Consider the following 12,238-nt stretch of genomic DNA (forward strand, 5'->3'; position numbering starts at 1 on the left):
TTTACCGGCTCCACCGCCGTGGGCAAACAACTGCAGGCCCAGTGCGCGAGTACCATCAAGAAAACCTCCATGGAACTCGGCGGTAACGCCCCGTTTATCGTGTTCGATGATGCGGACCTGGATGAAGCGGTGAAAGGCGCGATCATCTGCAAATACCGCAATGCCGGGCAGACCTGTGTGTGTGCCAACCGCATCTTTGTCCAGGAGGGTGTCTACGACGCCTTCGCCAAGAAATTCACCGATGCGGTCAGTGCCCTGAAAATGGGCAACGGCGCGGAAGACGGTGTGGAAGTCGGCCCCATGATCAATGCCGGTGCCGTGGAAGACGTCAAGGCGCTGGTGGAAGATGCCGTCAGCAAGGGGGCAAAAAACCTGAATGACGGTGGCCCCAGTGACATGGGTGAGTGCTTCTATACCCCCACCGTACTGACCGGCGTGGACGACACCATGAAGCTCTTCAAGGAAGAGATCTTCGGCCCGGTCGCTCCGCTGTATAAATTCTCCAGCGAGGAAGAAGTGATCCGCATGGCCAACGATACCGAGTTTGGCCTGGCTTCTTACTTTTACTCCCGCGATATCGGGCGTATCTGGCGTGTGGCGGAAGGGCTGGAATACGGCATGGTCGGGATCAACGAGGGGATTATCTCGAACGAGATGGCACCCTTCGGCGGTATCAAGGAGTCCGGTAATGGCCGCGAAGGTTCCATGTACGGCATCGACGATTACCTGGAAATCAAATACCTGTGTATGGGTGGGATTTGAACGCGTATTTAGACCATTTAGGCATAGTCCCAATCGCCACGACCCATTCGTGTTTTTCTGAAAAGTTTGGCATTCCCCGGCAACCTTTGCTGGCGGATGCCAGCCGCGCGGCCATCGAGCTGCTGCCACCGTTCAACGATCCCGAGGCCGTAGTTGGCCTCGATCAACATACACACCTCTGGCTCACCTGGCAGTTTCATCAGGTCGCCGGCCAGTGGTCGCCCAAGGTGCGCCCGCCGCGCTTGGGCGGCAATAAAAAGCTCGGCGTATTTGCCACCCGTTCACCATTCCGGCCCAACAACATCGGTCTTTCGGTGGTGCGCCTGATCGAAGTGCGCACTCACCCCAAGGTCGAACTCGTTGTTGCCGGCGCGGACCTGCTTGACGGTACCCCGATCTTGGATATCAAACCCTATATCCCTTACGCAGACAGTGTCCCCACCGCCAGTAGCCAGCTTGCGGAGCAGGCTCCAACACTGGCCACGGTAAACATTCCCCCTCCCATTCTGCAGCTAGCCCGGGAGTACCGGGACAACCTGGGAACAGATCTTCCCGCATTGATCCAGCAGGTGCTGGCACAGGACCCCAAGCCGGCCTATCAGCAGCCGGATCCCGAGCGTATCTACGGAATGGAACTGTGTGGCTTCAACCTGCAGTGGCGTTACGTCGACGGTGCGATAGAAGTGGTGGCGCTGGATAAGCTTGAACGTGAGGTGGCAGGGTGAATCCGGGGGAGCGTCAGTCAAATCACTTGTGGGGAAAGCTGCGGAGCGCAGCCTGGTCGCTGACGAAGTTTTTGTTGCTCGCAGTCTTGGTCGTTAGCGCGGTCTCCTGGTATCACAGCCGCAACATGCCTAAAGGGCAGGCCCCGCAACTGGTACAACAGGCGATTGATGGCCAGCCTATTGACCTGCAGTCCATGACCGAAAACGGACCGGTACTGATCTACTTCTGGGCAACCTGGTGTGGCTTCTGCCGGGTGGTGTCCCCGGCTGTTTCCGATCTTGCAGGCGGGCACCAGGTGATCTCCATCGCACTGCAGTCAGGGAGTCCGGAGGAAGTGGCCGCTTACCAGCAGAAACACGGACTCAACTTTCGCACCATCAATGACCCGAGCGGCGCGCTCAGTAATCAGTGGGGACTGCGGGTTACACCGACCATTGCCATCGTCAACCGGGAGGGGGAGGTCAGTACCGTGACATCGGGCATGACGTCTCGCTGGGGATTGGCCGCGAGGATGTGGCTCGCGGACTAGCGTCAGTTTGGTACCTGGATCAGTGACGGGTCTTGGTGGGATCCAGATCGCCACTCATCACATCGTCGAAAACCGGCTGTCCCGGAATCTTGTGGCCCTCGCTGGCCCATTCACCCAGATCGATCAGTTTGCACCGCTCACAACAAAACGGCCGGTGTGGATTCTCGGGGTTCCATTCCATGGGTTTCTTGCAGGTAGGACAGGCGACGGAAGGGCGGTCAGACATGGTGGTTACAACCGGTATTTACAACTTTCAGGCTTGTGCGGCGAGCTGAACATACATCCGGTGCAGGTTATCCACCTGCGCCTCCAGCTCCGCCAGGGAGCCGCTATTATCCAGAATATCGTCCGCCTTTGCACATCGCTCCGCCCGGGGCAGCTGTGCGGCCATAATCTTGCGGATCTGCTCGGGACTGTTGCCGTCCCGCGCACTGGCTCGCTCCAGCTGTAGTAGCTCCGGCAGATCCACCACACAGACCCGCTGTACCAGGGCCGACTGGCCGGATTCCACCAGCAGGGGAGATTCCAGGATGGCATAGGGTGCGGAGTGGGTGTCGGGACTCGCCGCCAGCGAGGAGATAATCTCCTCCCGGATCAGGGGGTGGGTCAGTTGCTCCAGCCAGCGGCGCTCTGCCGGATTGTCGAATACCAGCCTGCGTAAGACAGCCCGATCCAGGCTGCCATCCGCCTGTATCACACCGCTGCCAAAATGCTGTGCAATCTCGGCGAGAGCAGGGCGCCCGGGCTCCACCACCACACGCGCCGCGAGGTCTGCGTCCACCACATTGACCCCGTGGAACCGAAAGCGCGCCGCAGCGGCGGACTTGCCACTGCCAATACCACCGGTGAGACCGACCGTAAACATAGGCTTAGCTGCTCATTCCGGAAACACGGAAATACCAGCCCATAATCTGCTCACCCCACAGCATCGCGATCCAGGCCGCGCCGGCCAGGTAGGGGCCAAAAGCGATCGGCAGGTTCTTGTCGCGCCCGGAAACCAGCGTCCACAGAATGCCCGCCAGTGCGCCCACTGCCGCTGAAAGAAGGATCACCAGCGGCAGCACCTGCCAGCCAAACCAGGCACCGATGGCTGCCAGAATCTTGAAGTCTCCAGCCCCCATGCCTTCCTTGCCAGTCACCAGCTTGAAGATATGGAACACGCTCCACAGCGCCAGATATCCGGCAATAGCACCGATCACCGCATCCTGCAGCGTGGCAAACACGCCCCAGATGTTGATCAGTAGCCCGACCCACAGCAGCGGCAGGGTGATGTTGTCCGGCAGCAGCTGCTTGTCGAAATCAATCCCGGTCAGTGCCACCAGCGCCCAGGTAAAAAATACCCCCGCCAGCGCCTGCCAGGTAAAGCCCAGCTGCCAAACCACAATCGCGGTAAGAATGCCCGTGGCCAGTTCCACCAGCGGATAGCGTTTGGATATGCTGGTTCCGCACTTGCCGCATTTGCCGCGCAGCAGCAGGTAGCTGATTACCGGGATGTTTTGCCAGGGCTTGATCTCGGTCTCGCATTTTGGACAGTGCGAGTGGGGCAGCACCAGGTTGTAGGTCTGCGCCAGCTGCTTTTGTTCTTCCGCTGAAGGCGTTTTCTCAAAGTAGCTATAAAAATCCTGCTGGTATTCCCGTTCCATCATGATCGGCAAACGGTGGATGACGACGTTGAGGAAGCTTCCTATCAGCAGGCCTAAAACAAAAGCGCTGCTAATAAGCAGCGCTTGGTGGGTCATAAAATAATCGAGCATGTTAATTCTTAGATCACGTTACCCAGGTTGAAGATCGGCAGGTACATGGCAACCAGCAGGCCGCCCACGAGTACGCCGAGCACGGAAATGATCAGGGGTTCCATCATGGTGGTCAGGTTGTCTACCAGGTTGTCCACGGCCTCTTCGTAAAAATCCGCTGCCTTGCCCAGCATTTCATCCAGTGCACCGGATTCTTCACCGATAGCTGTCATCTGTACCAGCATATTCGGGTAAACGTGTGAATGCGCCATGGCGGTGTTTAGCTGGATACCAGTAGCCACGGAATCCCGGATTTTTAGCGTGGCTTCCTCATAAACAACATTGCCAGTGGCGCCCGCTACCGATTTGAGGGCGTCGATCAGTGGTACACCCGATGCAAAGGTAGTGGCCAGGGTGCGGGCGAATCGCGCGGCGATTGAGTTGTATGTAATGGTGCCAAGGACGGGCAATTTCAGGGCAATTTTATCGAGAGCCTCACGGACTTTTTTGTTGCGCTTTTTGATTTCCAGCGAGCCGCCAATGCCAACCGTCAGGCCGACAAATAGCATCAGCCAGTACTCTTGCATCCATTCGGAAATCCCCAGAACAAATAGCGTGAAAGCGGGGAGGTCGGCACCAAAGCCCGCAAAGGTGGCCGCAAACTGTGGTACAACCTTGATAAGCAGTACCGCGGTAACCAGTACCGCTACCAGAATAACCATGATCGGGTAAGTCATGGCCTTCTTGATTTTTTTCTTGAGAGATTCTGTCTTTTCTTTGTAAGTGGCAATCCTGTCCAGCATCGTTTCAAGTGCACCTGACTGCTCACCGGAAGAAACCAGGTTGCAAAACAGTTCGTCGAAGTAGAGTGGATGTTTGCGCAAGGAGTCGGCAAAGGACGTACCGGACGCGACTTCATCCCTGATCTTCAGGATCAGCTCTTTGACGCCTGGGTTGTCTGAGCCGTCGGCAACGATTTCAAAGCTCTGTACCAGCGGCACACCGGCTTTCATCATGGTCGCCAACTGGCGGGTGAACAGTGCGATATCACCGGGCTTGATTTTTTTCTTGCCGCCGAAAAGTGGTTTTGGCTTCTTCTGTACCCGATTGGCGATGATACCCTGGCGGCGCAACTGTGCCTTGACCAGGGCCGGGTTAGTGCCGGTAATTTCCCCGTCAACCTTGTTGCCCTTGGTATCCACACCTTTATAAATATAAGCGACAGAAGTGGCAGCTTTGGCCATGGTGTTTTTCCCGTTGGTCTTTTAGCGAAGTCCAACTGACCTCGCAAATATATTCAGTTATTTGTTATCTATACGCCCTGGGCTTGGCCAGGAGTCGAGACCGAGGCTCCATCCGCGGAGTCTCGGTCGATTAGCAGGTTTCTACGTTAGTCTTTTGTTACCCGGTTGGCTTCTTCCAGGCTGGTAACCCCCATTACCACCTTGCGCAGCGCCGATGTGCGCAGGTTATTGAAGCCTTCTTTTTTCGCCTGGTCGGCAATCTGAATCGAGTTGCCCCCTTCCATTATAATGCGCGAAATTCCATCAGTGATGCGAACCACTTCATACACACCCACGCGCCCCTTGTAGCCCTTGGAGCAGTGCTCACAGCCTACTGGTTGGAAAATTTGCCACTCGCTCTTGGGCACGGTAACCGTATCGAACCCTTCGTCTTTCAAGACTTCCTCCGGCAGCTGTGCCGGTTTCTTGCACTCACCGCATAGTCGTCGCGCCAGGCGCTGGGCGATGATCACACTCACGGAAGTGGCGATGTTGAAGGTGGGGACCCCCATATTCATCAGTCGGGTGAGGGTCTCCGGGGCAGAGTTGGTGTGCAGGGTTGAGAGCACCAGGTGGCCTGTTTGCGCTGCCTTGATTGCAATTTCTGCAGTTTCCAAATCCCGAATCTCACCGACCATCACGATATCCGGGTCTTGGCGCAGGAAGGAGCGCAGTGCTTCGGCGAAGTTCAGGCCTACCTTGTTGGAGACGTTTACCTGGTTGATACCCTCCAGGTTGATCTCCACTGGATCTTCGGCGGTGGAGATATTGCGCTCCGGCGTATTCAGAATATTCAGGCCGGTATAGAGGGATACCGTCTTACCGGAACCAGTTGGGCCGGTAACCAGGATCATGCCTTGGGGCTGAGCCAGCGCGTCCAGGTAGATTTTTTTCTGCTCTTCCTCGTAGCCCAGCGCGTCAATACCCAGTTGCGCGGAGGATGGATCCAGAATCCGCAAAACGATTTTCTCGCCCCACAGGGTGGGCAGGCTGTTTACGCGGAAGTCGATGGCCTTGGTCTTGGACAGCTTCATTTTGATTCGGCCGTCCTGGGGAACCCGCCGCTCGGAGATGTCCATTTTGGACATCACTTTCAGGCGGGCGGAGATACGGGTGGCCAGCTGGATCGGCGGGCGGGCGACCTCGTGCAATACGCCATCGGTTCGCAGACGTACACGATAGCTTTTCTCGTAGGGTTCAAAGTGGATATCCGAAGCCCCGGTGCGGATTGCATCCAGTAGTACCTTGTTTACAAAGCGCACCACCGGGGCTTCGTCACCGCCGGGTTCGTCATCGTCTTGCTTCGCATCACCGTTTTCAACGTCCAGGCCGTCCAGGTCTTCGTCATCAAGGCCGGCGAGGCCGCCGCCGATGTCGTTGTTGGATAGAAAGCTTTCGATCGCTTTGCCAAGCTTGTCGGCTTCCACGAGTACCGCGTCGGTACTGAGGCCGGTATTGAAATTGATCTCATCCAGGCCCGCGAGATTGGTCGGGTCTGCCACTGCCACGAACAGGCGATTTCCACGCTTGTATAAAGGAAGCGCGAAGTGCTTGCTGATCAGCTTCTCGTCAACGATATCCTTGGGGAGCAGGTCGAAATTGTAGCTGGAGAGGTCAAACAGGGGACTGCCAAATGCCGTCGAAGCAATATTGGCCATCTCGCGGCTTTTGATCAGTTTTGCTTCCACTGCGTGCTGGGCAAAAGTCTGCCCCTCACGTTTGGCCGCCTTGATGGCAGACTGGGCTGTTGCCTCATCAATGGCATTGTCAGAAACCAGCCGTTTGGCCAGACCGCTAAGTGGAGTGCTGCTCATTGGGAACCGATGTAATTTGCGTGCGTTGTAGGTTTATACTTGTTTAAATTTTGTTCTTAAGTGCCCGCCAGTAAAGGGAATTCCTTTGCGCGCACGTCTCAATATAGCGAATAACCCCCCGCCAGCCAATGATCCCGACGAGCCATTCCTGCAAGCTGTGAACTGGATATCTTCCCTGCGATCACGTCAGAACCCGAATTCTGGTTCGGTTTTTGAGGAGAAGCCCGTGACATCAATCTGGCAACCTATTGAGTTTCGGGAAAGTTTCCCATTGAGCGCTTCCCTTTATCTCCGGGCCACGTGACAATTTTCGTCACCAAATGCTATCAGCTGTACAAAACTTGAAAATGTTGGCTAATAAGTGCGCGGCACCAACATGACTTTCCTCTCAAACTGGTTTGCGAGGGCAATTTACACGCTTGCGCCTTTTGCCACATTACGGGTATCGTAACTGTCGATTTCCTCACGGGATTTCACTCAAAGAACAACAGTCTGTATGGAGACGGTTACAATGAAGAAGCAACAGGGCTTTACTCTGATTGAATTGATGATCGTGGTTGCGATCATCGGTATTCTGGCCGCGGTAGCAATTCCGCAGTACCAGAACTACGTAATTAAGACTCAGGTTAACCGCGTGATGAGCGAAGTGGGTTCCCTGCGTACCGCTATCGAAGCTTGCATGCTGGAAGGCCTGGACGAGTCTTTCGTTAACGCAGAATCTGCGACTGGCGATCCCGGTGAGTGCAACACTGGCTGGACCGGCAGCAACCTGCTGGGCGACGACCTGCAAGGCACCGCGCTGACCCTGACCATGGGTGATGCTGGCGACGTGCAGATCCTGGCAACCTTTGGTGGTAACGCGGCTACCGCGATCGATGCCCAGCAGCTGGCTTGGGACCGCAGCGTAGATGGTGTTTGGGGCTGCTCTACCGATGTAGAAGCCAAGTTCCGTCCGCAGGGCTGCTCCGCAGATCTGGGTGACGCGCCGACTGTTGAAGAGCAGACTCCGGCCTAAATTACAAATGGATTCGTTCCTTTTGTGAATTTGAAAAGAGAGGGCTCAGCCCTCTCTTTTTCGTTTCCCTGCCTATTTTAAGTCGCTCAAGACTGTACTTAAGCACCGAATAGAATGATAAAGCGTTTAGTTCTTTACCCAACCATTCTGGTTGGCCTGGTACTTTTCGTCCATTTCTGGCTTACACAGCCACTTTTTTGGAAATCCATTCCCTATCGCCTGCAAGCCTACAAGCTCGCCTTCACGCAAGTTAAATGCGATCCTGGAGCCCCCGCCGGGCTGGCGGATTTGCTGAAGTATCAGGCACTCCCGAATTTTTCCCTAACCGGGCAGGTTGTCTATATCAATCGGAGCGGCAAGCGCTTTAGTTGTTCGGTGGTGGCGGAAGATGATGGTGCGGTCGCGCGTTATCGCCTGGCGAGTATGACAAAGGCTGTCACTGCGCACGCGATTCTCAGCCTTGCGAATACGGAACAGTTAGACCTCGATAGCCAACTGCTTAGTTACTTTCCTGAAGTGGATCCCGGTAAGCTGCGTGATCCAAAGTTGAAAGCGGTTACCCTGGCGGAACTTCTGAATCACTCTTCCGGATTTGGCGGCCCATACGGCTCCGACAACATGGTTAAGCAGGGGGAAACGCCCTGGTGTCCGCATGATTTTAGTCGCCTTGAATCCATACGCTTGGCGGGCGTTCCCGGTACCAACCACGTGTACAGTAATGTTGCGTATTGTCTTTTGGGGGAAGTCCTCGCCAGGGTCACCGGTGTACCCTATCGCGATTATATTCGCAGCCACTATCTAGACGGCACTTCGTTAGAGTTTGTTGATGGCGGCTATCTTCCCGATGAGCCTGCTTACGATTTCAGAAACGAGCGCCGGTTTGAGGCGAGCTATGTAGACTGGTTGGACTTTCAGGCGCTTTCACCTGCTGCGGGCTTAATCGGCAGGCCTAGCGAGTTCGCAGATATGGTTTGGGAGCACTTACATGGCGATGCGGCGCAGATGTTGAGTGCGCCCCTGGTCCCCGGGTGCGGAAAAGATTTGATTGAGCGCTGCTATTCAATGAATTTTGAACTGGTCCTAGATGAAAGCAGTAAAGTCGCAACTGGAATTCAGCAGGGTTATCTACCCGGGGCGAGTTCATTGCTTGCCATTACCGAGAAAGGTGAGGTGCTGGTTTGGGTTTCTGCCGGAGCCCCTTGGCTTTTCGACTACAAGCGTCAGCTAAATTTTGCAGTGCAAAGCTTTTTAGCTAGTTCTTCAAGCTAGCTCGTAATTTGGGCATATAGATTACCTTAAAAAACAAATTTTTAGTTTCTGCAACAACTTAAGTACTCCTCCAAATTGTTTGGATTGGGATGCTGCGCAGTATTGATCTATGCAATTGTGAGTGGTTCGGGATTCCTGTGTGTAAATCGGAGAAAAAATAAGTGAGAAAACAGTCTGGTTTTACCTTGATCGAACTGATGATCGTGGTGGCGATTATTGGGGTGTTAGCAGCGACAGCGGTGCCACAGTATCAGGAGTATGTGGTCAAAACCCAGGTTGCTCGCGTGATGGGGGAGGTCTCAGTGCTACAAAGCTCCGTGGAACTTTGCATGCTCGAGGGTAGGGGGAACACCGATTGCTTCTTCGACTGGGGTAGCAGCAACCTGCTCGGTGCAGACAGTATTGAGCTGCAGGATGGGCTCACAGTGAATATTGATCTGGCCAATAGCACCGCAGAGATCAACGCGGCTTTCGGAGCAAATGCCGCGACGGCAATTGCGGAGTCTGTTTTGATTTGGCAGCGAAGCGAAAATGGTGTCTGGAGTTGTGCTACCGATGTTCGTGATCATTACAGACCGGCAGGATGTAATGGAGTGGTGTCTGAGGAAGGGTAGGCTGTAGCAAGTTAATCAGTATCCTGCTCAGAAGTATAGCTGTCATCAGTTATTCGGCTCGTATTGTAATTCACGAATGCGAACCAAACTAAACTACTTGTTGGCGGTAATAAGTGCCCGATAGTTCTCTGCTACTACCTTCCAGAAGACGGGCATATTCCGTGCAGTGGTTTTTACCGTATATGCCGAAAATGGTACACATTGACCTATCAACCGGCAGGCTGGGTCCGTGCTGGCGCTGACACCACAACATATGTACCAATTTTTCAAGTTCTGATTTGTTCTGTACTCTGCTTTGCCAAATGTGATTACGGATAGCAAAGCATGGAAAAGGACAGTTTCCCCGAAGACGCGCTCTTCTTCGTCGCCGATGGTCATTACAGCACCGATCAAATCCTCGCGACGATTTATGGCCATTCGGCCGCTCGTGCCAAGCAACATTTCCTAAGCGTTAACTCTCACCTTGTTGGTGGTGCTGTGCGTCCAGGACAGGTAGTGATTATCACTCCACCAGATAGCGCAGCCTGCCAAAAGTGGGAGGTGGTGATGCAGGAGGCGGTTCGGATACACGAATCCGAACTGCGGGCTTTGAGTGAACGTGAAAAGAAGGTTCTGGCGAGAAATTATGCGTTTCTCAGTGATGTTGCGGGCTATACATCACCGATGTACGGGTGGGCGAATGGCTATTTTTCCCAGAAGACCAGGCTTGTGGAAAACCTGCTGGATCAGATGGATCGATTGTACCAGTCCAGCTACAAGGCCCATGGCCATCTGAACTCCGCCCAACACTTCGCAAAGCGACGTGCACTTTATGCTCAGCTGGACCAGGCTGTGAACGGAATGGTGCGTAGAGAGCTTTTTGGCAAGTCGGCTGGGGCTCGTGGAATTAAAAAACAGCTGGGGATAAGTAGCAAGGCGGTTACTCACCAGTGGAAGGCGAGTGGCCAAATTAGTTCAGTTGGCAAGCTGCGGGAAAATTATCAGGCGCTTATCAGAACTAGTAAAACTTTCTCCCGACTGGGGTACGTGGCTATTGGCGTTGACGTTTTGGGAGGCATTGCCAATATTGCCGAGGTGTGTACCTCTATGCCAGATTCTGCAAGTTGCTCAAGGGTCAAGTTTACGGAAACTGGAAAAGTTGCTGGTAGTATAGGTGGTGGAATGCTCGGGGGCTCTGCTACAGCCTACGCGACTTGCAATGTACTTTTCGGTCTTGAATCTGCAGGTACGAGTATTTTGTGGTGTGCGGTCGTAGCTGGAGCTATAGGGTCGTATGGCGGTTCTAAATATGGTGGAGACCTCGGCCAGGCGACTGGTCAGGTGATTTATGAGGTGAATGCTCGGTGAAACTAGATCAGATATTAATACTCATTTTGGGTGGCGGTTTCATATTTCTGTTTGTTCTTCTTTTGATCAACGCGATCTATATTTATCTTGCATATTATCCTGAGATTTCCAGAAAGATAGATGGTGAAACATTCAACGGTGGCTTTTTATTTGCCGCCAGTCGGTTTATGCACTGGGGGCACTTTTGCATCAGCCGTAGCCGCGCGCAAAAATTTGGGGTTGATGACATTTTTTCGGAACTAGACCGGCGGGCTCGTTTCCATCTGGTCTTTCACTGGGGCGGTATGCTCACCGGGGTGCTTTTGATGCTGCTGGGATGGTGCTTGCTGCCAGAGAATACATAGCCGTCAAATGTCATTAAGGGGAGCGCCTCCTTCAAGTTACGGCTCTCCTGAAGCAGCAGTTTTCTTCGTTGTTCTCAATACTAACTCGGGCGTTCACCAAGGAACGATAAATATGAAACAAGCATTATTTGCGACACTATTGTTTGCTTTTTGCAATTTGAGTGCAATGGCTCAAGACATCCGCCTCCCAGAAAAGCTACCAGAATTAGCCGAGACCCGAAGCGCTGACCTGGGCAAGGCTGAAGCCGGCCTCAAAGTAGGTGATAAGCCCGCAGACTTCACCGTACTTACCCACAAAGGTAAAGATGTCTCCCTGGGCGAATTGGCAAAGTCAAACGCACCGATCCTGGTCGTCTTCTACCGCGGCGGCTGGTGCCCCTACTGCAATGTGCAGATCCGCCAGTTGGCGGAGGCTTGGCCAGAGTTCGAAAAGCGCGGTATTACGCCGGTATTGATCAGTGTGGACAAGCCAGACGCGAGTGCTATGGCCAAGGCGACCTATGAGATTCCCTTCCCGGTACTGTCCGATCCTGAGCTCAAGGCCCATGAAGCGTTTGATGTCGTGGTGGAGATTGATGATGCCACCGCGGAGAAATACAAAACCTACGGCATTGTGCTGGAGAACTGGTCAGGCAAGGACCATCACAAGATTGCGGCGCCGGGTATTTTCCTGCTGGATGCCAGTGGCACTATACAGTGGGCGCATGTATCCAAGGATTACAAGACCCGCCCCAGCGTCAAGCAGTTGCTTGAGATGCTGGATGTGCGCGACTAATTCGTGATTTTTCGGGGCGGCGCTGGT

General features: G+C 54.1%; 14 protein-coding genes. 9 read left to right on the forward strand and 5 right to left on the reverse strand.

The window, feature by feature from the left end:
• The 3 genes from B4U49_RS11280 to B4U49_RS11290 form a co-directional block, all read left to right on the forward strand.
• Positions 1–762, forward strand: a 762-nt coding sequence (locus B4U49_RS11280; RefSeq protein ID WP_143735631.1) for an aldehyde dehydrogenase family protein, incomplete at its 5' end; no start/stop codon positions are given.
• Positions 744–1,487 (forward strand): tRNA (N6-threonylcarbamoyladenosine(37)-N6)-methyltransferase TrmO, encoded by a 744-nt coding sequence (gene tsaA, locus B4U49_RS11285; RefSeq protein WP_239692594.1) that lies wholly within the window; start codon positions 744–746, stop codon positions 1,485–1,487. The genes B4U49_RS11280 and tsaA, both read left to right, overlap by 19 nt.
• Positions 1,488–1,612: 125 nt before the next feature.
• Positions 1,613–2,017 (forward strand): protein disulfide oxidoreductase, encoded by a 405-nt coding sequence (locus B4U49_RS11290; RefSeq protein WP_078084702.1) that lies wholly within the window; start codon positions 1,613–1,615, stop codon positions 2,015–2,017.
• Positions 2,018–2,036: 19 nt separating this feature from the next.
• Here B4U49_RS11290 and yacG read toward each other — a convergent pair whose 3' ends face one another.
• From yacG to pilB, 5 genes are all read right to left on the reverse strand, one after another.
• The gene (yacG, locus tag B4U49_RS11295; RefSeq protein ID WP_078084703.1) at positions 2,037–2,243 is read right to left on the reverse strand and encodes a DNA gyrase inhibitor YacG; all 207 of its coding nucleotides are present in this window, start codon (positions 2,241–2,243) and stop codon (positions 2,037–2,039) included.
• A gap of 27 nt (positions 2,244–2,270) precedes the next feature.
• Positions 2,271–2,882 carry a dephospho-CoA kinase gene (coaE, locus tag B4U49_RS11300; RefSeq protein ID WP_078084704.1) on the reverse strand — a complete coding sequence of 204 codons (612 nt, stop codon included), beginning with the start codon at positions 2,880–2,882 and terminating at the stop codon, positions 2,271–2,273.
• Positions 2,883–2,886: 4 nt separating this feature from the next.
• Positions 2,887–3,771, reverse strand: coding sequence for a prepilin peptidase (locus B4U49_RS11305; protein ID WP_078084705.1), 885 nt, complete (start codon positions 3,769–3,771; stop codon positions 2,887–2,889).
• Between the two features lie 8 nt (positions 3,772–3,779).
• The gene (locus B4U49_RS11310; RefSeq protein WP_078084706.1) at positions 3,780–4,994 is read right to left on the reverse strand and encodes a type II secretion system F family protein; all 1,215 of its coding nucleotides are present in this window, start codon (positions 4,992–4,994) and stop codon (positions 3,780–3,782) included.
• Between the two features lie 146 nt (positions 4,995–5,140).
• Complete coding sequence (pilB, locus tag B4U49_RS11315; protein ID WP_078084707.1) at positions 5,141–6,847, reverse strand: type IV-A pilus assembly ATPase PilB; 1,707 nt, start codon at positions 6,845–6,847, stop codon at positions 5,141–5,143.
• Between the two features lie 511 nt (positions 6,848–7,358).
• Between pilB and B4U49_RS19390 the strand changes: the two genes are divergently transcribed.
• The 6 genes from B4U49_RS19390 to B4U49_RS11345 all read left to right on the forward strand — a co-directional run bounded on the left by B4U49_RS19390 (position 7,359) and on the right by B4U49_RS11345 (position 12,211).
• Positions 7,359–7,862 carry a pilin gene (locus B4U49_RS19390; RefSeq protein ID WP_078084708.1) on the forward strand — a complete coding sequence of 168 codons (504 nt, stop codon included), beginning with the start codon at positions 7,359–7,361 and terminating at the stop codon, positions 7,860–7,862.
• Positions 7,863–7,976: 114 nt separating this feature from the next.
• Positions 7,977–9,131, forward strand: coding sequence for a serine hydrolase domain-containing protein (locus B4U49_RS11325; protein ID WP_078084709.1), 1,155 nt, complete (start codon positions 7,977–7,979; stop codon positions 9,129–9,131).
• A 161-nt stretch (positions 9,132–9,292) separates the two neighbouring features.
• Positions 9,293–9,745 carry a pilin gene (locus B4U49_RS11330; RefSeq protein WP_078084710.1) on the forward strand — a complete coding sequence of 151 codons (453 nt, stop codon included), beginning with the start codon at positions 9,293–9,295 and terminating at the stop codon, positions 9,743–9,745.
• A gap of 324 nt (positions 9,746–10,069) precedes the next feature.
• Positions 10,070–11,092 (forward strand): hypothetical protein, encoded by a 1,023-nt coding sequence (locus B4U49_RS11335; RefSeq protein ID WP_078084711.1) that lies wholly within the window; start codon positions 10,070–10,072, stop codon positions 11,090–11,092.
• The gene (locus B4U49_RS11340; protein ID WP_078084712.1) at positions 11,089–11,436 is read left to right on the forward strand and encodes a hypothetical protein; all 348 of its coding nucleotides are present in this window, start codon (positions 11,089–11,091) and stop codon (positions 11,434–11,436) included. The genes B4U49_RS11335 and B4U49_RS11340 overlap by 4 nt, the downstream gene beginning before the upstream one ends.
• Positions 11,437–11,602: 166 nt before the next feature.
• Positions 11,603–12,211 carry a peroxiredoxin-like family protein gene (locus B4U49_RS11345; RefSeq protein WP_239692595.1) on the forward strand — a complete coding sequence of 203 codons (609 nt, stop codon included), beginning with the start codon at positions 11,603–11,605 and terminating at the stop codon, positions 12,209–12,211.
• Positions 12,212–12,238 lie beyond the last annotated feature (27 nt).

This window comes from Microbulbifer mangrovi (assembly GCF_002009015.1).
GTDB lineage: Bacteria > Pseudomonadota > Gammaproteobacteria > Pseudomonadales > Cellvibrionaceae > Microbulbifer > Microbulbifer mangrovi.

Excerpts from the sequence above, each read along its gene's own strand:
- B4U49_RS11290 (WP_078084702.1), top strand. The coding sequence starts at position 1,613 with ATGCCTAAAGGGCAGGCCCCGCAACTGGTACAACAGGCGATTGATGGC.
- yacG (WP_078084703.1), bottom strand. The coding sequence starts at position 2,243 with ATGTCTGACCGCCCTTCCGTCGCCTGTCCTACCTGCAAGAAACCCATG.
- coaE (WP_078084704.1), bottom strand. The coding sequence starts at position 2,882 with ATGTTTACGGTCGGTCTCACCGGTGGTATTGGCAGTGGCAAGTCCGCC.
- B4U49_RS11305 (WP_078084705.1), bottom strand. The coding sequence starts at position 3,771 with ATGCTCGATTATTTTATGACCCACCAAGCGCTGCTTATTAGCAGCGCT.
- B4U49_RS11310 (WP_078084706.1), bottom strand. The coding sequence starts at position 4,994 with ATGGCCAAAGCTGCCACTTCTGTCGCTTATATTTATAAAGGTGTGGAT.
- pilB (WP_078084707.1), bottom strand. The coding sequence starts at position 6,847 with ATGAGCAGCACTCCACTTAGCGGTCTGGCCAAACGGCTGGTTTCTGAC.
- B4U49_RS19390 (WP_078084708.1), top strand. The coding sequence starts at position 7,359 with ATGAAGAAGCAACAGGGCTTTACTCTGATTGAATTGATGATCGTGGTT.
- B4U49_RS11325 (WP_078084709.1), top strand. The coding sequence starts at position 7,977 with ATGATAAAGCGTTTAGTTCTTTACCCAACCATTCTGGTTGGCCTGGTA.
- B4U49_RS11335 (WP_078084711.1), top strand. The coding sequence starts at position 10,070 with ATGGAAAAGGACAGTTTCCCCGAAGACGCGCTCTTCTTCGTCGCCGAT.
- B4U49_RS11345 (WP_239692595.1), top strand. The coding sequence starts at position 11,603 with ATGGCTCAAGACATCCGCCTCCCAGAAAAGCTACCAGAATTAGCCGAG.